Genomic DNA, 20,774 nt, shown 5'->3' on the forward strand with positions numbered 1-20,774 from the left:
TGGGCGGCTGAAGCGACCCAAAGGCCGCACCGGCGGCGCAGCCACCTATGGACATACATGGACTTCCAACTATAGGATGAGCACACATTGCCGGGGGTGTCGTCCGCTGCCCCCGATCATCCCACCGAAACACGAGAATTCGACCAGTTAGGACGGATCCGGACATGAGCGTTCGAGAACTCACCCACTTCGTCGGGGGCAAGCACATCCCCGGCGCCTCCGACCGGTTCGCCGACGTCTTCGACCCCAACACCGGCGAGGTGCAGGCCCGGGTTCCGCTCGCCGACGTCGCCGAGGCCGAGGCCGCCATCGCGAACGCCGTCGAGGCTCAGAAGGAATGGGCCGCGTTCAACCCGCAGAAGCGCGCCCGCGTGCTGATGAAGTTCCTGCAGCTCGTGCAGGACGACATGGACAACCTCGCGCGGCTGCTGTCCTCCGAGCACGGCAAGACCGTCGCCGACGCCAAGGGCGACATCCAGCGCGGCCTCGAGGTGATCGAGTTCGCCACCGGCATCCCGCACCTGCTCAAGGGCGAGTTCACCGACTCCGCCGGCACCGGCATCGACGTCTACTCGATGCGCCAGCCGCTCGGCGTCGTCGCCGGCATCACCCCGTTCAACTTCCCCGCGATGATCCCGCTGTGGAAGGCCGGACCGGCCATCGCGTGCGGAAACGCGTTCGTGCTCAAGCCTTCCGAGCGCGACCCGTCGGTGCCGCTGCGCCTGGCGGAGCTGTTCATCGAGGCCGGGCTGCCCGCCGGCGTGTTCAACGTCGTCAACGGCGACAAGACCGTCGTCGACGTGCTGCTGACCGACGAGCGCGTCAAGGCCGTCGGCTTCGTCGGCTCCACGCCGATCGCCCAGTACATCTACGAGACCGCCGCCGCCCACGGCAAGCGCGCCCAGTGCTTCGGCGGCGCCAAGAACCACGCGATCGTCATGCCCGACGCCGACATGGACCAGGTGGCCGACGCCCTCGTCGGCGCCGGCTACGGCTCCGCCGGTGAGCGCTGCATGGCCATCTCCGTCGCGGTGCCCGTCGGTGAGGAGGCCGCCGAGGCTCTCGTCGCCAAGCTGAAGGAACGCGTCGCCGAGCTGAAGGTCGGCCGCAGCGACGACCCGAACGCCGACTTCGGCCCGCTCGTCACCGCCGAGGCTCGCCAGCGGGTGCACGACTACATCCAGTCCGGCATCGACGAGGGCGCAGAGCTCGTCGTCGACGGGCGCGACTTCGTGCTCGAGGGCCACGAGAACGGCTTCTTCTCCGGCGCCACCCTGTTCGACAACGTCACCGCGGAGATGAAGATCTACCGCGAGGAGATCTTCGGTCCCGTCGTGATCGTCGTCCGCGCGCACGACTACGAGGAGGCCCTGCGGCTGCCCTCGGAGCACGAGTACGGCAACGGCGTGGCCATCTTCACCCGCGACGGCGACACCGCCCGCGACTTCACCAACCGCGTCAACGTCGGCATGGTCGGCGTGAACGTGCCGATCCCGGTGCCGATCGCGTACCACACCTTCGGCGGCTGGAAGCGGTCCGGCTTCGGCGATCTCAACCAGCACGGCCCGGACTCGATCCGCTTCTACACCAAGACCAAGACCGTCACGCAGCGCTGGTTCTCCGGCCTGAAGGAGAACGCCGACCACTTCGTCATCCCGACGATGGACTAGGACGAGATACCGATGTTCACCCTCACCGACGACGACCGGGCGATCCGCGACACCGCCCGCGACTTCGCCGCCGAGTTCCTCGCCCCGAACGCGGTCGAATGGGACCAGACCAAGCACTTCCCGGTCGACGTCCTGCGCAAGGCCGCGGCCCTCGGGATGGGCGGCATCTACGTCCGCGAGGACGTCGGCGGGTCGGGCCTGCGTCGCCTCGACTCCGTCCGGATCTTCGAGGAACTCGCCAAGGGCTGCCCGTCCATCGCCGCCTACATCTCCATCCACAACATGGTCACGTGGATGATCGACCGGTTCGGCAACGACGAGCAGCGCCGCCGTTGGGTCCCCGGGCTCTGCTCGATGGACCAGCTCGCGAGTTACTGCCTGACCGAGCCCGGCGCCGGCTCCGACGCGGCGGCCCTGAGCACCAGGGCCGTCCGCGACGGCGACGAGTACGTCCTCACCGGCGCCAAGCAGTTCATCTCCGGCGCCGGCACGTCGGACGTGTACGTGGTGATGGCGCGCACCGGCGAGCCCGGCCCGCGCGGCATCTCCGCGATCATCGTCCCGAAGGACACCCCCGGGCTGTCCTTCGGCGCCAACGAGAAGAAGATGGGCTGGAACGCCCAGCCCACCCGGCAGGTGATCTTCGACGGTGCCCGGGTGCCCGCCGAGAACCTGCTCGGCGAGGAGGGCAGCGGTTTCCGCATCGCCATGCACGGGCTCAACGGAGGCCGGCTCAACATCGCCGCGTGCTCGGTCGGCGGCGCTCAGGCCGCGCTCGACAAGACCGTCGGCTACCTCGCCGAACGCAAGGCGTTCGGCGAGCGGCTGCTCGACTCGCAGGCCCTGCAGTTCCGGCTCGCCGACATGCGCACCGGCATCGAGGCCTCCCGCACCCTGCTGTGGCGCGCGGCCGACGCGCTGGACCGGAATGCCGACGACGTGGTCGAGCTGTGCGCCATGGCGAAGCGATTCGCCACCGATGCCTGCTTCGACGCCGCCAACGACGCGCTGCAACTGCACGGCGGCTACGGCTATCTTGCCGAGTACGGGCTCGAGAAGATCGTGCGGGATCTGCGGGTGCATCAGATCCTCGAAGGAACCAACGAGATCATGCGGGTGGTCGTCGCGCGCAGCGTGGTGGCCGCGGCGCAGAACGGAGCAAAATGACCGAGACGGAAGACGTCCTCGTCCGGGTCTCCGGCGGCATCGGCCGGATCACCCTGAACCGGCCCAAGGCCATCAACGCCCTGAACTACGACATGGTGAAGGTGACGGCCGCCGCGCTCGGCGAGTGGGCCGGGGACGACTCGGTCCGTGCGGTCGTCGTGGACGGGGCGGGGGAGCGCGGCCTGTGCGCCGGCGGTGACATCGTCTCGATCTACCACGACGCCCGCGACGGGGGCACCGGCTCGCAGGACTTCTGGCGCGACGAGTACATCCTCAACGCCGCCATCGGCCGCTACCCGAAGCCGTACGTGGCGCTCATGGACGGCATCGTCATGGGCGGCGGCGTCGGGATCGCCGCCCACGGCAACGTCCGCGTCGTCACCGAACGCTCCACGATCGCGATGCCCGAGGTGGGCATCGGCTTCGTCCCCGACGTGGGCGGCACCTGGCTGCTCTCGCGCGCACCGGGCGAGCTCGGCACCCACCTCGCCCTGACCACCGGCCGGATGACGGCCGGCGACGCCATCGCCCTCGGTTTCGCCGACCACTTCGTGCCGTCCGAGGCGCTCGACAAGTTCGTCGCCGCCCTCGAATCCGGCACGGTCGACGAGGCGCTCGCCGAATTCGCCCAGCCGGCCCCGGAGTCGCCGCTGCTCGCGCAGCGCTCCTGGATCGACGCCGCCTACTCGGCGCCGACCGTCGAGGAGATCGTCGCCCGACTGCAGGACGCCGAGGAGCCCGAGGCCCGCGCAGCCGCCGAGCAGATCCTCGGCAAGTCGCCCGTCGCGCTGAAGGTGACCCTGCGATCGGTGCGCCACGCCCGCGAACTCGGCAGCCTCGAAGAGGTGCTGAACGAGGAGTACCGGGTGTCCCTGGCGTCGTTGCGCTCGCACGACCTCGTCGAGGGCATCCGCGCGCAGGTGGTCGACAAGGACCGCAACCCGGCGTGGTCGCCGGCGACCCTCGCCGACGTCACCGACGCGGACGTCGACGCGTACTTCCAGCCACTCGGCGAGCTCGAACTCGGGCTCGTCGCACCCGAGAAGGAAACCGCCTGACATGAGCACACTGCCGAACGTCGCCTTCCTCGGTCTCGGCCACATGGGCGGGCCGATGGCCGCGAACCTCGTCAAGGCCGGCTACCCGGTCACCGGTTTCGACCCGGTGCCGGCGGCCCAGGAACAGGGCCGCGCCGACGGCCTCACGATCTCCGAGTCCGCGACCGACGCGGTCCGCGACGCCGACGTCGTGATCACGATGCTGCCCAACGGCGCCCTCGTGCTGAAGCTGTACGACGAGGTCCTGCCGGCCGCCCGGCCGAACACGCTGTTCGTCGACAGCTCCACCATCGACGTCGCCGACGCGCGCGCCGCCCACGAGAAGGCCGTGCAGGCCGGGCACCGCGCCATCGACGCGCCCGTCTCCGGCGGCGTGGCCGGTGCGGCCGCCGGCACCCTCGCCTTCATGGTCGGCGGGTCGGAGGAGGACTTCGAAGCCGCAAAGCCGCTGCTCGAGGTGATGGGTCGCAAGGTCGTGCACTGCGGCGGGTCCGGCGTCGGCCAGGCCGCCAAGATCTGCAACAACATGATCCTCGGCGTGTCGATGATCGCCATCAGCGAGGCCTTCGTGCTCGGCGAGAAGCTCGGACTGACCAACCAGGCCCTCTTCGACGTCGCGTCCAACGCCTCCGGCCAGTGCTGGGCGCTGACCAGCAACTGCCCGGTGCCCGGGCCGGTGCCCACCACCCCCGCCAACAACGACTACCAGCCCGGGTTCGCCGCCGCGCTCATGGACAAGGACCTCGGTCTGGCCGCGAACGCGTTGCGCGCCAACGGCGTCGACGCCGAGCTGGGGCTGCGGGCCGCGGAGATCTACCACCGCTTCAACGAGTCGGGTGGCGGCGGACTGGACTTCTCGGCCATCATCACCGAGATCCGCAACCGCTCGACAGAACAGGAAACCCAGTGACGGACTTCGAGACGATCCTGCTCGACCGCAAGGACCGCGTCGGCATCATCACGCTGAACCGGCCCAAGGCGCTCAACGCCCTCAACAGCCAACTGATGCGTGAGGTGGTGGCGGCCGTCGAGGAGCTCGAGGCGGATGCCGGTATCGGCGCCATCCTGCTCACCGGCTCCGAGAAGGCGTTCGCCGCGGGCGCGGACATCAAGGAGATGGCGCCGAAGACGTTCTCCGAGGTGTACGCGGAAGACCTGTTCTCGCAGTGGGATCGGCTCTCCTCGGCCCGCAAGCCGATCATTGCCGCCGTCTCCGGGTACGCCCTCGGCGGCGGCTGCGAACTGGCCATGCTGTGCGACTTCATCATCGCCGCGGACACCGCCAAGTTCGGCCAGCCCGAGATCAAGCTCGGCGTCATCCCCGGCATCGGCGGCTCGCAGCGGCTCACCCGCGCCGTGGGCAAGGCCAAGGCGATGGACATGTGCCTGACCGGCCGGAACATGGACGCCGAGGAGGCCGAGCGCGCGGGCCTGGTGTCGCGCATCGTGCCGGCCGCGGACCTGTTCGACGTGGCGCTCGAGGCCGCGACCACGGTGGCGTCGATGTCGCTGCCCGTCGCGATGATGGCCAAGGAGGCGGTCAACCGGTCCTTCGAGACCACCCTCGCCGAGGGCGTGAAGTTCGAGCGGCGGGTGTTCCACTCGACGTTCGCCACCGCCGACCAGAAGGAAGGCATGGCCGCGTTCGTCGAGAAGCGCGCGCCGGAATTCAAGCACGCCTGATCGTCGTCCTCGACCGGGGCCGTTCCGCATCCTGCGGGACGGCCCCGATCCGTGTCACCACCTGGTGGGATCGCCTCCGGTGTCGAAGTCGCCGGCGTCGCGGCGCAGGCCGGCCAGGATCCGCAGCAGCGTCTCGAGCTGGTCGTCGGGCACGCCGGGCCGGGCGAACACCTCGGCGTTGAGCTTCTCGGTGGTCTCGACGGCCAGCGCCCGCCCCTCGTCGGTCAGTTCGACCAGTGTGGCGCGACGGTCGCTCGGGTGCGGGGTGCGGCGCACGAGCCCCGCGGTCTCGAGCCGGTCCACGGCATTGGTGACGCTGGTGGGGTGGACCTGCAGCCGGGCGCTGGCCTTCGCCATGGGCAGCGCCCCGGTCCTGGTGAAGTGCAGCAGGGTCAGCAGTTCGTACCGGGCGAACGTGAGCCCGAACGGTTTGAGGACCTCCTCGACCCGCGCCATCATGATCTGCTGCGCGCGCATCACGGAGGTCACCGCGGCCATGCCGTCCGCGACCTCACCCCAGCCGTGGGCCGTCCACTGGCGGTGGGCCTCGGCGATCGGATCGAGCGGTAGGGGTGCGGGCATACGTCGATCATCCCATGTCGCACGGTCTGGACGTGACGTGGACACGGCTTCCGGACCCCGCCGGGGCGGCCCGCGAACCGGCCGCCGTGAGTGAACGACACGCGGCGCGCGTGCGAACGGCACGTGAACATCGCACGGCGCCGAAAATCGCGTCCCCTCCGCCCGATTCGCGGCGACTAGAGTGCGCGCGTGCACATCCTGTTCGTCTGCAGCGGCAACGTCTGCCGGTCCGTGATCGCGGAGCGGCTGACGCGGGCCTACGCGTGCGAATCGGGGTGGGCCGACCTGACCGCCGAGAGCGCGGGCACGCGGGCCCTCGTCGGGTATCCCGTCGAACCCAGGGCGGCCGCGGTCATCGCCGGTCTCGGCGCCGACGCGAGCGACTTCCGCGCCCGCCGGGTGACCGCGACGATGGTCGAGGGCGCCGACCTGGTCCTGACCATGAGCGAGGAGCAGCGCGACCGGGTCGCCGGCCTGACCGCCGGCGCCGCGGCGAAGTCGTTCACCCTGACCGAGGCGCACCGCATCGCGACCGTCACCGGTGCGGAGACGATCGCCCGGCTCGACGCCTGCCGGGATCCCAGCGGCGCGGCCCGCACCCCGAACATCCCCGACCCGATCGGCCTGTCCGAGCAGGCGTTCGTCGAGACCGGGGATCTCATCGCCGCCGCGCTGTTCCCGCTGCTCGACGTCCTCGCCGCCGCGGCGGTCGCCGCGGGTCAGCGACAGGCGTAGTCCGGGAACCGCTCGTCCACCTCGGCGTCGCTCAGACCGAAGTCCTCGAGCCGGTAGCGGTGCGCCGGCCGGCGGTCCCCGCTGCGGCTCTCGGCGTGCAGCGCGGCCATCGCCTGTTCGGCGCCGGCGGTGAGCGGGATGCCGAACCGGTCGTAGATCGCGCCGACCGTGCCGAGGGGATCGGCGACGAAGTCGCGGTAGTCCACATCGACGAACCGATCCGGGTGGTGCCGGCTCCGTTCCGCGGTGAACGTGTCGAGCCCGCGCGCCCACAGGTCGAGCTGGCTGCGCCCGATGCTCGCGCCCCGGAAGGTGTGCGACCAGCCGTCGGTGGCGTGCGCGGCCAGGCTGCACACCGACGGGATCACGGTGCGCGGGTCGCGGTGGGTGACGACGATCAGCGCGTCGGGGTAGACGGTGAGCAGTTCGTCGAGTGCGAACAGGTGGCTCGGGTTCTTCAGGACCCAGCGCTTGCCGGCGTCGGGAAGCCCGATCAGCTGCAGGTTCCGGCGGTGCCGGGCGTACGCGCCGGTCCAGTCCTGCCGCGCGAGCCAGCGCGAGTAGGTGGGCAGGTGCGCGAGGCATTCGTAGGACACCGATCGGAAGGACTGCCGCAGCAGCTGCCAGCACTCCTCGACCTCGCCGGCGGACATGTAGTGCACACCCATGAACTCCGGGTGCTCGACGTGGTGCTGCGCGAACCCGGCCTCGATGGCCGCGAACGCCGGGTTCCCGGCCCACGTCTCGCGCGGCGGCCGTGGCTGCGGCAGCTCGGTCAGCCACATCTCGAGTCCCTGGTGGCCGGGATCGGCGGTGAGCAGGCGGTGCAGCGCGGTGGTGCCGGTGCGGGGGAGGCCGGTGACGAAGATCGGCCGTTCGATCGCGACGTCGGCGTGCTCGGGGTGGGCGCGCCAAGCCGATTCGCTCAGCAGCCGCGCGACGAGGGCGCCGCGCAGGAACACCCGCGACATCTTGCTGCCGAGCGGGGTGAGGTGTTCGTCGCGCGCATACGAGTCGAGAAGGACGCCGAGGGCCTCGGTGTAGTCGTCGTCGCCGAAGTCGGTCAGGCCGGTCAGCCGCGTCGCGGAGGCGTGCAGGTCCTCGACGGTGCCGACGCTGGTGCGTTCACTCATGCATCTCCCTTCCCTGTGCGCGCTTCTGGTAGTGCCGGCTACCGAAAACGCGCACGGCTGGTCAGTGGTGGTATTCGCCGCAGTTCACGTCCAGGCACTGGCCGGTGACGGCCCGTGCCAGCGGGGAGGCGAGGAAGATCACGGCGTCAGCCACCTCCTCGGTGGTGGGCAGGCGTTTGAGGTCGGTGCCCGCCGCGGTGTGCTGGTAGATCTGTTCGACGGTGGTGCCGTACTTCTCTGCCTGGTGCTCGAAGTACGCCTTCAGGGTTTCTCCCCAGATATAGCCGGGGGCAACGGAATTGACTCGGATTCCGTGAGGGCCGAGCTCGGTGGCGAGGGACTGTGACAGCGCGAGCAGGGCCGACTTGGCCAGCTTGTAGCTGCCGTAGCGCTCCTGCGAGTGTCGCAGCACCATCGAATTGATGTTCACCACCGAGCCCTTCGTCTCGGTCAGGGCGTCGGTGAACAGTTGGGTCAGGCGCAGCGCGCCGAGGACGGTGAGTTCCACGCTGTCGCGGATGTGCTGGAAGTCGGTGCGTGCCAACGGTTTCATCGACGGAACCGAGAAAGCGTTGTTGACCAGGGTGTCGACCCGGCCGAACTCGCGGAGGGCCGTCTCGACCAGCCGGGACGCGGAGCCGGTGTCGGTGATGTCGGTCGGGACGGACAGGGCGCGCCGGCCCAGGGCGGTGATCTCGGCCGCGACGTCGTCGAGGCGGGCGGCGGTGCGGGCGGCGAGCACGACGTCGGCGCCGTGCTCGGCGCACCGCACCGCAAGGGTGCGGCCGAGTCCGGGCCCGACGCCGCTGACCACGACGGTCTGTCCGGCGAGCAGGGGGCTCGGGGTGGTGGTCACGGCGCTCACCCGAGCATCCGGTCGGCGATCGCGGTCTGGCGAGCGGCGATCCGCGCGGACCACTGCTGGGGCGTGACCCGGTTGTGGTCGAGGAACGGCAGTGCCGCGGCCAGGTCGTCGAACGGGACCACCCGGGCCGTCGGGCCGTCCGCGGTCGTGAGGTCGCGGGAGAGGCGCTGCCAGCGGAACTGCAGGAACCCGCGGCTGCGACCCAGGGTCTCGACCCAGTTGGCGACGCCGGGATTGCGGGCGGAGACGACCATGCGGATCATCCCGTCCGGATCGACCTGGGCCTGTGTGTTGTTCAGCGACGTCTGGTGGTGGATGTAGTCGAGCGAGATATACCAGAGGCTGCCCAGCTGGAAGCCCTGGTAGGGCGCGTCGGAGGCGGGGACGGTGAGGATCATCGCCTCGTCGTCGCGCAGGTCGAAGTGCCCGACGGACGAGTACTGGGTGGCCAGGCCGCCAGGCGTCGGCCGCGGTTCGGTGACCGTGTTGACCGGAAGGTCGAGGTAGAACCACTGCGGGAACTGCAGCCACGTCCGCACCCGGGACACGAGCGCGCGCCCGGCCCGCCGGTAGCGAGCGGCGGCGTCGTCCTGCGTCGGCTCGGGCGGCGGTGTGCCGAGCGCGTCGACCCGGTCGATGCGCAGGGTGCCGCGCCGCTGGGACCAGTCGTTGTAGACCTCCCGGACGACGAGCTGGGACGAGCCGGGGGCGAGGGTGAAGTAGTTGTTCCCGGGGTCGGCAGGGCCGGGACCGAACCGGGCCTCGAAGGTGCCGTCGTCGGCGATGCGCAGCTCGCGGTCGTCGAACGCGGTGACGTTGCCGGGTACCTCGGCGTCGGTGTAGTTGCCGGCGAGCACCTGGAAGCTCAGGTCGCAGGTGGTGCCGCGGCGGCCGGTGACGACGTACTCGGCGTCGTCGCGGATGCGCGCCCCGAAGTAGAGGGTGTCGGGGTTGTCGAGCCCCATCTTCGTGTAGGGCCCGGTGCCGGTGACGAACGTGGGGTGGGGGCTCTCGGCCGCCCACGCCGAGTGGACGCAGGCGGTGATCCCGCCGGCGAGGTAGCGGTACCCCTCGACCAGGTCCTGCTCGGTGCGGATGTGCGGCGCCGTCGCGACGAGCTTCTCGGCCTCGGCGATGGCGGATGTGAGCGGATCGGTGAGCACACGATCTCCTTGCGGTTCAAATATGTACCGGTGCGGTAGGCTCTCGGTGCAGCGACGATAGAACGTGTTCCAAGGAGGCGTCAATGACCGAGGCCGCCGCGACGTCGTCCGCTCGGCGTTCGCCGCCGACCGAGCGGGTCGTGCAGGTCCTGGACCACCTGGTCGCGCACCCGGAGACCCGGTTCGGGCTCTCCGAGCTGGCGCGCCGGCTGGGCATGAGCAAGCCGACGTGCCTGGGGATCCTGACCGCCCTGACCGAGGCCGGCTACCTGATGCGCCATCCCGCCGACAGGACGTACGGCCTCGGTCCCGCGCTGATCGTCGCGGGCCGCGCCGCGCAGCGCGGCTTCGCCGTCGGTCCCGTCACCCACCGCCACCTGGCCGCGCTCGGCGCCGAGTTCGGTGCCACCTGCGCCGCGTCGGCGGTGGTGGGCGACCGCATCGCGGTCCTCGACGTCGCCGGGGCCGATCCGGACGGTGCCGGGGCGCGGGTGGGAGAGGTCTATCCGTTCGCGCCGCCGGTGGGCTTGATGTACGTGCTGTGGGACTCCGACGAGCGGCTCGAGCAGTGGCTCGCGCGCGAGCCGACGCTTCCGGTGCGGCTGGACCGGGACCGCCTGCGGGACGTGGTCGACGAGTGCCGCACCGCGGGATACCTGGTCGAGTCGCTCACCGCGGGCGGGCGGCGGTTGCACGCGCTCATGGCGGGCGTCGCGGCGCACGACCTGCCGTCCGAGCTGCGCGAACTGCTGGGGGAGATGGTGTCCAGCCTGGGGGAGCGGGTGCTGCTGACCGGGGCGGAACCGGCCGACGCCGAGCATCCGGTGAACCTGCTCGCCGCCCCCGCTTACGACGCGGACGGGCGGCAGTCGGTGGTGCTCACGCTCCACGTGGGCGCGACCCTGGCCAACCGGGAGATCGCCCGGCGCGGGGCGGCCCTCGTGGCCACCGCCGAGGCCGTCACGCGCGAGCTCGGCGGGCGTCGCCCGGCCCGGTGACGCGGGCGTCGCCCGGCCCGGTGACGGCCGGGTGTTGCGGCCCCGGGGGACCGAGCGAATGGATCATGCCGTCGGTCTGATCGAGTGGGCGATACATTCGCTCGCACCCCGCGAGGCGTTGACCCGGAACTGAAACTCGTTCTATTGTTCGGGGCGAAACCTTTCGACCGAGCCGGTACATATTTGGACCGGCGCTCGTGAGCTGGAGCCCCGATGACCCTCACGCCGTCGTACGAACTGTCCCTGCTGCGCGCGCTCGAGGCCGAGTCCGTGCACATCTTCCGGGAGGTGGCGGCCACCTTCGAACGTCCCGTGCTGCTCTTCTCCGGAGGCAAGGACTCCGCGGTGATGCTGCACGTGGCGGCCAAGGCGTTCTGGCCGGCGCCGATCCCGTTTCCGGTGCTGCACATCGACACCGGTCACAACTTCCCCGAGGTCCTCGCCTACCGCGACGCCGAGGCGGCCCGCCGGAGGGTGCGCCTGCTGGTCGCCTCGGTGCAGGACGACATCGACGCCGGCCGGGCCGTCGAGGACGTCGGCCCGCGCGCGAGCCGCAACCGGCTGCAGACCCGAACGCTGTTGCGCGCCATCCGCGAAGGCGGATTCGACGCGGTGTTCGGCGGCGCCCGCCGCGACGAGGAGAAGGCCCGCGCCAAGGAACGCGTGTTCTCCTTCCGCGACGAGTTCGGGCAGTGGGATCCCAAGGCGCAGCGTCCCGAACTGTGGCAGCTGTACAACGGCCGGCACCGCCGCGGTGAGCACATCCGCGTGTTCCCGCTGTCCAACTGGACCGAACTCGACGTCTGGAACTACATCCGCGACGAGGGCATCGAGCTGCCGTCGCTCTACTACGCCCATCGCCGCACCGTCGTCGAGCGCGACGGAATGCTGCTGGCGCTCAACGAGTTCCTCGCTCTGCTGCCGGACGACGAGCCGCGCGACGCGCTGGTGCGGTTCCGCACGGTGGGCGACGCCACCTGCACGGGGTGCGTCGAATCCGCCGCCGCCACCCCCGACGAGGTGGTCGCCGAGGTCGCCGTCAGCCGCGTCACCGAGCGCGGCGCCACCCGCGCCGACGACCGCATCTCCGAGGCCGGCATGGAGGACCGCAAGAAGGAGGGCTACTTCTGATGACCCGGTTGCTGCGCATCGCCACCGCCGGCAGCGTCGACGACGGCAAGTCCACGCTGATCGGCCGGTTGCTCCACGATTCCAAGGCCGTGCCCGAGGACCAGCTCGACGCCGTCACCCGCACCAGCCGCGAGCGCGGCATGGACACCCCCGATCTGGCGCTGCTCACCGACGGACTGCGGGCGGAGCGGGAACAGGGCATCACCATCGATGTCGCTCACCGCTACTTCTGTACCCCGCACCGCGCCTTCGTCGTCGCCGACACCCCCGGCCACGAGCAGTACACCCGGAACATGGTCACCGGCGCCTCGACCGCCGACCTCGCCCTCATTCTCGTCGACGCCCGCAAGGGCATCGTCGAGCAGACCCGCCGGCACGCCTTTCTCGCCAGCCTGCTCGGCGTCCCCCACCTCGTGCTGTGCGTCAACAAGATGGACCTGGTCGACTGGTCGCAACAGCGCTTCGACGAGATCTGCGCCGAATTCTCCTCGTTCGCAGCCAAACTCGACATCCACGACCTGACGTTCGTGCCGGTGTCGGCGCTGCTCGGCGACAACGTCGTCACGCGCACCACCACCATGACCTGGTACGAGGGCGCCTCGTTGCTGCACCGTCTCGAGCAGGTGCACATCGACTCCGATCGCAACCTCATCGACGCGCGATTCCCCGTCCAGTACGTGCTCCGCCCCGGTCACGGGGAGCACCGCGACTTCCGCGGCTACGCCGGCACCGTCGCGAGCGGGGCGTTCGCCCCCGGCGACGAGGTGGTGGTGCTGCCCTCGGGCTACGGCACGCGTGTGCGCGCCGTCCACGGACCGGGCGGCGACCCGGTGCCGAGCGCCTTCGCGGGCAGCGCCGTGTGCCTCGAACTCGAGGACGACCTCGACGTGGGCCGCGGTGACATGCTGTGCCGCCCGGGGAACCGCCCGCTCGTCGGGCACGAGCTCGACGCGATGGTGTGCTGGCTCGCCGAGGGCCCGGGTCTCGCACCCGACGCCACCTACACCCTGCTGCACACCACCAACGCCACCGCCGCGCACGTGGTGCGGCTCGACTACCGGCTCGACGTCACCACCCTCCACCGCGACGGGACGGCACGATCGCTGACCCTCAACGAGATCGGACGGGTGCAGCTGCGGACCCGCCGTCCCGTGCTGTTCGACCCCTACCGGCGCAACCGGACCACCGGCAGCTTCGTGCTCGTCGACGACGCGACCGGCAGCACCGTCGCCGCCGGGATGATCACCGGACCCACCCTCGCCGCCGCCCCCGTCGTGTGGCACGCGGCGGAGGCGACCCGCGCCGAACGCCTCTCGCGCGGCGCGACGGTGTGGCTGACCGGCCTGTCGGCGTCGGGCAAGTCCACCGTCGCCGCGGCGCTCGAGCGGCGCCTGCTCGCGGCCGGTGTCCCGGCCTACCGGCTCGACGGCGACAACCTGCGCCACGGCCTCAACGCCGACCTCGGCTTCGGGCCGCGGGACCGCGCGGAGAACGTCCGGCGCGTCGGCGCGGTGGCGCAGCTGATGGCCGACGCGGGCCTGGTGACGATCTGCGCGCTCATCAGCCCGTACCGGTCCGACCGGGACCGGATCCGCGAGCAGCACCGGGAGGCCGGGCTGCCGTTCCTCGAGGTGTTCGTCGACACCCCGCTCGCCGACTGCGAGGCCCGCGATCCGAAGGGCATGTACGCCCGGGCCCGGGCCGGGGAGATCACCGGGTTCACCGGTATCGACGACCCCTACGAGGCGCCCACCCGGCCGGACCTGGTGCTGCGGCCGCAGGACGGCGATCCGGTCGCACAGGCCGGGCTGGTCATGGAATTGTTGGCCCCATGACCGATGACGCCGCCCTCGCCGCCGAGATCGCCACCGCTGCAGGCGAACTGTTGCTGACCGTCCGCGCGGCCGAGGCCGACACGCTCACCGGTCGCGAACTCGGCCGCCGCGGCGACCGCGCCGCCGATACGTACATCCTCGAGCGGCTCGCCGCCGAGCGCCCCGGCGACGCGGTGCTCTCGGAGGAATCCGCCGACGATCCGGTGCGGGTGCACGCGAAGCGGGTGTGGATCGTCGACCCGTTGGACGGGTCCAAGGAGTACGGCATGCCGGACCACGAGGACTGGGCCGTGCACGTCGCGTTGTGGGAGGCCGGCAGGGGTATCACCGCCGCCGCCGTCGCTCAGCCGGCCGTCGGTGCCGTCTACGGCACCGACGACGTCCGTCCCGCCGAACTGCGGCCGCTGGCCGGCCGACGGCCCCGGATCGTCGTCAGCGGCAGCCGGCCGCCGGCCTTCGTCGCCGACGTCGCCCGGGCCGTCGGCGCCCACGTGGTGCGGATGGGTTCGGCCGGGGCCAAGGCCATGGCGGTGGTGCGTGGCGACGTCGATGCCTACGTGCACGCCGGCGGGCAGTGGGAGTGGGACTCCGCGGCGCCGGTGGGGGTCGCGCAGGCGGCGGGGCTGTACTGCGCCCGCATCGACGGCAGCGAGCTCGAGTACAACCGCCCCCACCCCTACATGCCGGACCTGGTGATCTGCCGGCCGGACTGGGCGCCGACCCTGATGGCCGCGATCGCCGAGCATGCCGGCGCGCCCACCGACAGCGCCCGCGTCGCCATGGCCCGCTCCTACATCCGCTCCCTCGTCGGACACGACGCATCACACGTGCGGCTCGCGGCCGACGCGTGGCGGGTCGAGAACGGCGTGCGCACCGGCGACAGCGGCGTCGAGATCCGCGACCGGCTCGAGCAGGGCCCCGAGTACCGCTCGATCCGTCGTGTGCGGGAGCTGACGTTTCGCGAGTGGGACGACAACGTCGTCGCGCGGTTCCTGCTCGACCTCGACGCCGGCGACGGCACCCTCACCGTGGCGGTCACCGAGCACTTCGCCATCCCAGCGGGGGAGATCCGGTCGATCATGGCGATCATCGAGCCGCACGAACCCAAATAGTTTACTGTTTGTGTTCATTGAATGGCTAACGATCGAGTAGCTCGGAGGACCCCATGGACCACGCCCGCGACATCGGCGACGGCATCTACCGCATCCCCGTACCGGTGAGCGACCTGCCGGTCGGCGACACCCAGGTGTATGCGATGGAGTCGCCGCGCGGGCTGGTCCTCGTCGACGTGGGCTGGAACGACGACACGTCCTGGGCCGCGCTGCAGGACGGCCTCGCCGCCGTCGGCGCCTCCGTCGCGGACGTCGAGGGGGTCGTCGTCACTCACTTCCATCCCGACCACGTCGGTCTGACCGGCCGGATCCGGGAAGCGTCGGGCTGCTGGGTCGGCATGCACGAGGACGACTTCGGCCAGCTCGAGCTCATGATTTCCGGCGACGGCAACGCCGAGTGGGAGGCCGAGCAGTGGCGCCGCGCCGGCGCCCCGGACGACCAGATCGCCACCTACCTCGACCGCGTGAACGGGGAACGCGCAACCGGCAAGCCCGACGTCCATCCCGACCGCAAGCTCGCCACCGACGAACGGATCACGCTCGCCGGCCGCACCCTGCGCACGGTGTTCACCCCCGGGCACACCCCCGGCCACGCCTGCTTCTACATCGAGGAGCACGACATCCTCTTCAGCGGCGACCACGTCCTCGCCACCACGACCCCGCACGTGGGCGACTTCGATTTCCCCCTCCCCGAACGCGACGCCCTCGGCGAATTCATCGACTCCCTGCGCGCCGTCGGCACCCTCCCTGCCCGGCGCACCCTGCCCGCGCACCGGCAGCCGATCGACGACCTCGCGGCCCGCACCGACGCGCTCGTCGAGCACCACGAGCGACGCCTCGACGATCTGTACGCGGCGTTCGGCGACGAGGAGCTGACACTGTGGCAGGCTGCCGAGCGGATGACGTGGTACCGCCCCTGGGACCAGACTCCGCCCACGGGCAAGCAGATGGCGCTGTCCGAGGCCTCGGCGCACGTGCGGCACCTCATCGAGAGAGGCCGGGCGCGCCGGGTCCCGGGCACCGATCCGGCGCGCTTCGCCCGGGCCTGACGGAAGGAACCGCATGACCCCCGACGAGCTCGTCACCGAATTCTGTCGCCGCTGGGCCGATCCCGACCCGGCCGTGCTCGCGTCCTACTTCACCGACGACGCCGTCTACCACAACATCCCGATGGAACCGGTGCGTGGGCGCGCGGCGATCGAGGAGTTCATCGCCGGGTTCGTCGCCTCGTTCGGCGGCATCGATTTCCGCATCCGGCACCAGGCTGTCCACGGCGGCGTGGTGCTCAACGAGCGTGTCGACGTCTTCACGATCGGGGGACGGACCGTCGAACTGCCCGTGATGGGGGCCTTCGAGGTCGTCGACGGCAGGATCGCCGGCTGGCGCGACTACTTCGACATGGCGCCGATCGCCGAGGCCGCCCAGCAGGATCCGGCGGACTGACACCCGGTCTCGCGGTCGTCGGCCGCAGGTGACCGAGTTGATCCGGCCGTGGGAGAGTCGGTGCATGCACGCAGTGAGTGCCGATGCTCCCGGGAGTCGGGCCGAGGTCCGTGACGTAGCCGGGCCCGCGGCATGAAGGGGAATTCATGACGCTCTCCCCAGGCGGGCGGATCGGCCTGGCCGGAGCTGCGGTGGTCGGAGTCGCTTTCGGCATGGCCCGCTACGCCTACGGCCTGACACTGCCCGATATCCGGGAAGACCTGCGGCTCTCCGAGCTGGTGCTCGGCCTCGTCGCCAGCGCAACGTTTGCGGGCTACCTGGCCGGTCTGTTGCTCGCCGGACGGCTCGCCGCTCGCCGCGGGTCGCGCGCGCCGACGACAGCGGGCGGGGCCTGCGGCGCTGCGGGGGCTGTGATCGTGACTTTCGCGCAGTCCCCGGGGCTGCTTGCCGTCGGTGTCGTTTTGGCCGGCAGCGCCGGTGGCTGGGTCTGGGCGCCTTACTCCGACATCGTGACCCGATCGGTGCCCTCGCGGCAGCAGCCCCGAGCGTTGGCGATCATCACCACCGGCACCAGCGGCGGACTGGTGCTGCTGGGCGCGCTGGCCGTCCTGGCTGCGGTGGGCTTGTGGCGCCTGGTGTGGGCCGGCATCGCCCTCGCTGCCGTGGCCGCCGCACTCGTGAACCTGCGCCTGGTGCCGCGGACCGGGTCGGCCCCACGTCCGGAGGGGCGAGCCGGTGCCTCCTCGCTGGTGGCAGCGCTTCGGGTCCCGGTAGCCTACTCCGTTGTCTACTTCGCGGTCGTGGTCGTCTACTTCACCTATGCCGCCGACGTCCTGGACAGCGGCACCCTCCCGGCGGCGGCCGTCCCGGCTCTCTACGCGGCCCTCGGTCTCACCGGCATGGTGGGGGTGGCGACCGGAACCCTCGGGCAGCGACTGGGCAGCGTCCGGGTCGCCGCGCTGTGCCTTGCAACGGTCGGTGCGGCGCTGGTGCTGCTCGGGCTGGCAGGTGGCTCCGTAGCCACGACCGCACCCTCGGCGGGCATCTTCGGCATGGGGTACATGACAGGATCCGCGGTGCTCGCGGTCTGGACCGCCGAGCTGGTACCCGAGCGCGCCGGTGCGGCGTTCACAGCCTGCCTGGTCGTGGGAGCCCTCAGCTCGGTCGCAGCACGCCGGTGCCGCGATACCCGCCCTCGGTCTGGGGTCGCTGCTCGTCGTCACCGCGGCGGTGTCACTGCTCAGCGCGGTGGCGCTGATGCTGTACGGGTTCTCGCACGGGGTGGCAGTCGGTGACATCGGACGATGAACACAGAATCTCTGGGCGTGGACGATGCGCACATCCTGCTTCGTGACGAGTCCGCGTTTCACAACACCTGGTCTCGACGTCCTGCCGCTCTGCGCCAGGTCCGGGCCGCAGAACGGGAACGGCCCCGCGTCGCACTGCGACGCGGGGCCGTTCCCGTGGTGCCCTCGGCAGGATTCGAACCTGCGACTTCTTGCTCCGGAGGCAAGCGCTCTATCCCCTGAGCTACGAGGGCGTTCCGGACTCCACCGGTTGCTCGGTGGGGCGGGAGTTAGCGTAGCGCATTGTCGGCGATACGCCACATCGCCTGGTCGGAGGGGGTTTCTCCGGCGCTCGTCGGGTATCCGGCAGGCACGGATGCGCCGTCCGGGAGGAACTCTTCGGCGAGTGTTTCCCGGAACGGCCGGCGTGGGCCACCCGCCCGGGGCAGGCTCGAACCCGAGACCGGACCACACCGCACCCGCAGGAGAGGACCGTACGTGGACGCAGAATCCGACACGGCAACTCGGACCGGACCGCTGAGCTCCGAGGAGCTCGCCGCGCTCGACACCTGGTGGCGAGCCGCGAACTACCTGTCGGTGGGGCAGATCTACCTCATGGGCAACCCCCTGCTGCGCGAGCCGTTGCGTCCCGAGCACATCAAGCCCCGGCTGCTCGGACACTGGGGCACCACCCCGGGGCTGAACTTCGTCTACGCCCACCTCAACCGGGCCATCGTCGCCCGCGAGCTGGACATGATGTACGTGATGGGCCCCGGCCACGGCGGGCCCGGGCCGGTCGCCGCAGCCTGGCTCGAGGGCACCTACAGCGAGATCTATCCGGACATCTCCCGCGACGCGGACGGCATGGCGCGGCTGTTCACCCAGTTCTCGTTCCCCGGGGGGATTCCCAGCCACGTCGCCCCCGAGACGCCCGGATCCATCCACGAGGGCGGCGAGCTCGGGTACGCCCTGTCGCACGCCTACGGGGCCGCGTTCGACAACCCGGACCTGATCGTCGCTGCCGTGGTGGGCGACGGCGAGGCCGAGACCGGCCCGCTGGCCACCAGCTGGCACTCCACCAAGTTCGTCGACCCGCGCCGGGACGGCGCCGTGCTGCCGATCCTGCACCTGAACGGGTACAAGATCGCCAATCCGACCGTCCTCGCCCGCATCGAACACGAGGAACTCGAGCACCTGCTCCGCGGCTACGGCCACGATCCGGTATTCGTCGAGGGCTCCGATCCCGAGCGCATGCACCAGGCGTTCGCGGCGGCCCTGGACCACTGCGTCGATGCGATCCTCGAGATCCGGCGCCGCGCCCGCCGCGACGGGGTCACCGAGCGACCGCGCTGGCCGATGATCGTGCTGCGTTCCCCGAAGGGCTGGACCGGACCGAAGGAGGTCGACGGTCTCCCGGTCGAAGGGTACTGGCGCTCGCACCAGGTGCCCTTCGCCAATGCCCGCGACGACGAAAGCCACCGCAGGATTCTCGAGGAGTGGCTGCGCAGTTACCGGCCCGAGGAACTGTTCGACGACCACGGTGCCCCCGTGCCCGCGATCCGCGACCTGCACCCGGCGGGGGAGCGGCGGATGAGCGCCAACCCCCATGCCAACGGCGGGCCGCTCGTACGAGACCTGGCGTTGCCGGACTTCCGCGACTACGCCGTGCCGGTCGAGGCGCCCGGTACCGGCAGCGTCGAATCGACCCGCGTGCTCGGTATCTTCCTGCGCGACGTCATGCGCGAGAACGCGACCACCTTCCGTGTGTTCTCCCCGGACGAGAACAACTCCAACCGGCTCGGTCCCGTCCTCGAGGCCACCGCACGCACCTGGAACGCCCGCATCCTGCCCACCGACGACCGGCTCGCCCCCGACGGGCGGGTGATGGAGATCCTGTCCGAGCACACCTGCCAGGGCTGGCTCGAGGGCTATCTGCTGACCGGCCGGCACGGCTTCTTCTCCTGCTACGAGGCCTTCGTCCACATCGTCGACTCGATGTTCAACCAGCACGCCAAGTGGCTGCGCACCACCAACGGCATCGACTGGCGCCGGCCGATCCCGTCGCTGAACTACCTGCTCACCTCGCACGTGTGGCGGCAGGACCACAACGGCTTCTCGCACCAGGACCCGGGCTTCATCGACCACGTGGTCAACAAGAAGGCCGACGTCATCCGCGTGTACCTGCCGCCGGACGCGAACACCCTGCTGTCGGTGGCCGACCACTGCCTGCGCACCCGGCAGTACGTCAACGTGATCGTCGCCGGCAAGCAACCGCAACTGCAGTACCTCGACATGGATGCGGCAATCGTGCACTGCACCAAGGGAATCGGGATCTGGGACTGGGCGGGTACCGACAAGGGGGCCGAACCCGACGTGGTGCTCGGCTGCGCCGGCGACGTGCCCACCATGGAAACCCTCGCCGCCGTGGAGATCCTGCTCGAATGGTTCCCCGACCTGAAGATCCGCGTCGTGAACGTCGTGGATCTGATGCGGCTGCAGGACCACACGGAGCATCCGCACGGACTGTCGGACCGCGAATTCGACTCGCTGTTCACCACGGACAAGCCGGTGATCTTCGCCTACCACGGCTACCCGTGGCTGATCCACCGCCTGACGTACCGGCGAACCAACCACGACAACATCCATGTGCGCGGGTACAAGGAGGAGGGCACCACCACCACGCCGTTCGACATGTGCGTGCTCAACCAGATCGACCGGTTCGACCTCGCCATGGACGTCGTCGACCGGGTGCCCCGTCTGCATCCGATCTCCGCGTACGCGCGCGAGCACCTGAAGAACCGGCTGGTCGAGCACCACCAGTTCATCCGCACCCACGGGGAGGACATGCCCGACATCCGCGACTGGGAGTGGGGCCGGGTCGGACGGTAGACACCGACGGGGGACCCGGACGGT

18 protein-coding genes and 1 tRNA gene are annotated in these 20,774 nt (G+C 70.7%); 14 read left to right on the forward strand and 5 right to left on the reverse strand.

Going from position 1 to position 20,774, the window contains the following annotated elements; translation table 11 throughout:
• Positions 1–164 precede the first annotated feature (164 nt).
• From HFP48_RS10640 to HFP48_RS10660, 5 genes are read left to right on the forward strand one after another with little or no spacing between them, the layout of a single operon-like run.
• Complete coding sequence (locus HFP48_RS10640) at positions 165–1,670, forward strand: CoA-acylating methylmalonate-semialdehyde dehydrogenase (protein ID WP_006940176.1); 1,506 nt, start codon at positions 165–167, stop codon at positions 1,668–1,670.
• A 12-nt stretch (positions 1,671–1,682) separates the two neighbouring features.
• Positions 1,683–2,837, forward strand: coding sequence for an isobutyryl-CoA dehydrogenase (locus tag HFP48_RS10645; protein ID WP_029542900.1), 1,155 nt, complete (start codon positions 1,683–1,685; stop codon positions 2,835–2,837).
• Positions 2,834–3,895, forward strand: coding sequence for an enoyl-CoA hydratase/isomerase family protein (locus HFP48_RS10650; protein WP_029542902.1), 1,062 nt, complete (start codon positions 2,834–2,836; stop codon positions 3,893–3,895). The genes HFP48_RS10645 and HFP48_RS10650 overlap by 4 nt, the downstream gene beginning before the upstream one ends.
• Before the next feature lies 1 nt (position 3,896).
• Positions 3,897–4,805, forward strand: coding sequence for a 3-hydroxyisobutyrate dehydrogenase (gene mmsB, locus HFP48_RS10655; protein ID WP_006940179.1), 909 nt, complete (start codon positions 3,897–3,899; stop codon positions 4,803–4,805).
• Positions 4,802–5,578: an enoyl-CoA hydratase gene (locus tag HFP48_RS10660; protein WP_006940180.1), complete on the forward strand. Its 777-nt coding sequence runs from the start codon at positions 4,802–4,804 to the stop codon at positions 5,576–5,578. The genes mmsB and HFP48_RS10660 overlap by 4 nt, the downstream gene beginning before the upstream one ends.
• A 54-nt stretch (positions 5,579–5,632) precedes the next feature.
• Here the strand turns inward: HFP48_RS10660 and HFP48_RS10665 are convergent, their stop codons facing one another.
• Positions 5,633–6,160 carry a MarR family transcriptional regulator gene (locus HFP48_RS10665; RefSeq protein WP_006940181.1) on the reverse strand — a complete coding sequence of 176 codons (528 nt, stop codon included), beginning with the start codon at positions 6,158–6,160 and terminating at the stop codon, positions 5,633–5,635.
• 189 nt (positions 6,161–6,349) lie between these two features.
• Here HFP48_RS10665 and HFP48_RS10670 point away from each other — a divergent pair, with 189 nt between their 5' ends.
• Positions 6,350–6,895 carry a protein-tyrosine-phosphatase gene (locus tag HFP48_RS10670; RefSeq protein ID WP_006940182.1) on the forward strand — a complete coding sequence of 182 codons (546 nt, stop codon included), beginning with the start codon at positions 6,350–6,352 and terminating at the stop codon, positions 6,893–6,895.
• Here HFP48_RS10670 and HFP48_RS10675 read toward each other — a convergent pair.
• The 3 genes from HFP48_RS10675 to HFP48_RS10685 all read right to left on the reverse strand — a co-directional run bounded on the left by HFP48_RS10675 (position 6,880) and on the right by HFP48_RS10685 (position 10,056).
• Positions 6,880–8,028, reverse strand: coding sequence for a sulfotransferase (locus HFP48_RS10675; protein ID WP_168579488.1), 1,149 nt, complete (start codon positions 8,026–8,028; stop codon positions 6,880–6,882). The genes HFP48_RS10670 and HFP48_RS10675 overlap by 16 nt on opposite strands.
• Before the next feature lie 61 nt (positions 8,029–8,089).
• Complete coding sequence (locus tag HFP48_RS10680) at positions 8,090–8,893, reverse strand: SDR family oxidoreductase (protein ID WP_029542907.1); 804 nt, start codon at positions 8,891–8,893, stop codon at positions 8,090–8,092.
• Positions 8,890–10,056 (reverse strand): hypothetical protein, encoded by a 1,167-nt coding sequence (locus HFP48_RS10685; RefSeq protein WP_168579489.1) that lies wholly within the window; start codon positions 10,054–10,056, stop codon positions 8,890–8,892. Before HFP48_RS10685 ends, HFP48_RS10680 begins: the two co-directional genes overlap by 4 nt.
• Before the next feature lie 83 nt (positions 10,057–10,139).
• On the opposite strand from HFP48_RS10685, the gene HFP48_RS10690 reads away from it, so the two are divergent.
• From HFP48_RS10690 to HFP48_RS10720, 7 genes are all read left to right on the forward strand, one after another.
• Positions 10,140–11,054, forward strand: coding sequence for a helix-turn-helix domain-containing protein (locus HFP48_RS10690; protein ID WP_029542911.1), 915 nt, complete (start codon positions 10,140–10,142; stop codon positions 11,052–11,054).
• A 213-nt stretch (positions 11,055–11,267) separates the two neighbouring features.
• Positions 11,268–12,185 carry a sulfate adenylyltransferase subunit CysD gene (cysD, locus tag HFP48_RS10695; protein WP_029542913.1) on the forward strand — a complete coding sequence of 306 codons (918 nt, stop codon included), beginning with the start codon at positions 11,268–11,270 and terminating at the stop codon, positions 12,183–12,185.
• Positions 12,185–14,020 carry an adenylyl-sulfate kinase gene (cysC, locus tag HFP48_RS10700; protein ID WP_043797218.1) on the forward strand — a complete coding sequence of 612 codons (1,836 nt, stop codon included), beginning with the start codon at positions 12,185–12,187 and terminating at the stop codon, positions 14,018–14,020. Before cysD ends, cysC begins: the two co-directional genes overlap by 1 nt.
• Positions 14,017–15,132 (forward strand): 3'(2'),5'-bisphosphate nucleotidase CysQ, encoded by a 1,116-nt coding sequence (locus HFP48_RS10705; protein WP_006940198.1) that lies wholly within the window; start codon positions 14,017–14,019, stop codon positions 15,130–15,132. Before cysC ends, HFP48_RS10705 begins: the two co-directional genes overlap by 4 nt.
• Before the next feature lie 53 nt (positions 15,133–15,185).
• Positions 15,186–16,181: an MBL fold metallo-hydrolase gene (locus tag HFP48_RS10710; RefSeq protein WP_029542919.1), complete on the forward strand. Its 996-nt coding sequence runs from the start codon at positions 15,186–15,188 to the stop codon at positions 16,179–16,181.
• 13 nt (positions 16,182–16,194) lie between these two features.
• Complete coding sequence (locus tag HFP48_RS10715) at positions 16,195–16,575, forward strand: limonene-1,2-epoxide hydrolase family protein (RefSeq protein WP_065922708.1); 381 nt, start codon at positions 16,195–16,197, stop codon at positions 16,573–16,575.
• Positions 16,576–16,721: 146 nt separating this feature from the next.
• Complete coding sequence (locus HFP48_RS10720; protein ID WP_246872543.1) at positions 16,722–17,870, forward strand: MFS transporter; 1,149 nt, start codon at positions 16,722–16,724, stop codon at positions 17,868–17,870.
• A gap of 169 nt (positions 17,871–18,039) precedes the next feature.
• On the opposite strand, the gene HFP48_RS10725 is transcribed toward HFP48_RS10720, so the two are convergent.
• Positions 18,040–18,115, reverse strand: a tRNA-Arg gene (locus tag HFP48_RS10725).
• Between the two features lie 244 nt (positions 18,116–18,359).
• Between HFP48_RS10725 and HFP48_RS10730 the strand changes: the two genes are divergently transcribed.
• Positions 18,360–20,750, forward strand: a complete 2,391-nt coding sequence (locus HFP48_RS10730; protein WP_168579490.1) for a phosphoketolase family protein — start codon at positions 18,360–18,362, stop codon at positions 20,748–20,750.
• Positions 20,751–20,774 lie beyond the last annotated feature (24 nt).

Source organism: Rhodococcus sp. DMU1, assembly GCF_012272955.1.
Classification (GTDB): domain Bacteria; phylum Actinomycetota; class Actinomycetes; order Mycobacteriales; family Mycobacteriaceae; genus Rhodococcus; species Rhodococcus aetherivorans.

Bases quoted from the DNA above. Each gene is read 5' to 3' on its own strand.
- HFP48_RS10640 (WP_006940176.1), top strand. From the start codon at position 165: ATGAGCGTTCGAGAACTCACCCACTTCGTCGGGGGCAAGCACATCCCC.
- HFP48_RS10645 (WP_029542900.1), top strand. From the start codon at position 1,683: ATGTTCACCCTCACCGACGACGACCGGGCGATCCGCGACACCGCCCGC.
- HFP48_RS10650 (WP_029542902.1), top strand. From the start codon at position 2,834: ATGACCGAGACGGAAGACGTCCTCGTCCGGGTCTCCGGCGGCATCGGC.
- mmsB (WP_006940179.1), top strand. From the start codon at position 3,897: ATGAGCACACTGCCGAACGTCGCCTTCCTCGGTCTCGGCCACATGGGC.
- HFP48_RS10665 (WP_006940181.1), bottom strand. From the start codon at position 6,160: ATGCCCGCACCCCTACCGCTCGATCCGATCGCCGAGGCCCACCGCCAG.
- HFP48_RS10675 (WP_168579488.1), bottom strand. From the start codon at position 8,028: ATGAGTGAACGCACCAGCGTCGGCACCGTCGAGGACCTGCACGCCTCC.
- HFP48_RS10690 (WP_029542911.1), top strand. From the start codon at position 10,140: ATGACCGAGGCCGCCGCGACGTCGTCCGCTCGGCGTTCGCCGCCGACC.
- cysD (WP_029542913.1), top strand. From the start codon at position 11,268: ATGACCCTCACGCCGTCGTACGAACTGTCCCTGCTGCGCGCGCTCGAG.
- cysC (WP_043797218.1), top strand. From the start codon at position 12,185: ATGACCCGGTTGCTGCGCATCGCCACCGCCGGCAGCGTCGACGACGGC.
- HFP48_RS10705 (WP_006940198.1), top strand. From the start codon at position 14,017: ATGACCGATGACGCCGCCCTCGCCGCCGAGATCGCCACCGCTGCAGGC.
- HFP48_RS10710 (WP_029542919.1), top strand. From the start codon at position 15,186: ATGGACCACGCCCGCGACATCGGCGACGGCATCTACCGCATCCCCGTA.
- HFP48_RS10715 (WP_065922708.1), top strand. From the start codon at position 16,195: ATGACCCCCGACGAGCTCGTCACCGAATTCTGTCGCCGCTGGGCCGAT.
- HFP48_RS10720 (WP_246872543.1), top strand. From the start codon at position 16,722: ATGACGCTCTCCCCAGGCGGGCGGATCGGCCTGGCCGGAGCTGCGGTG.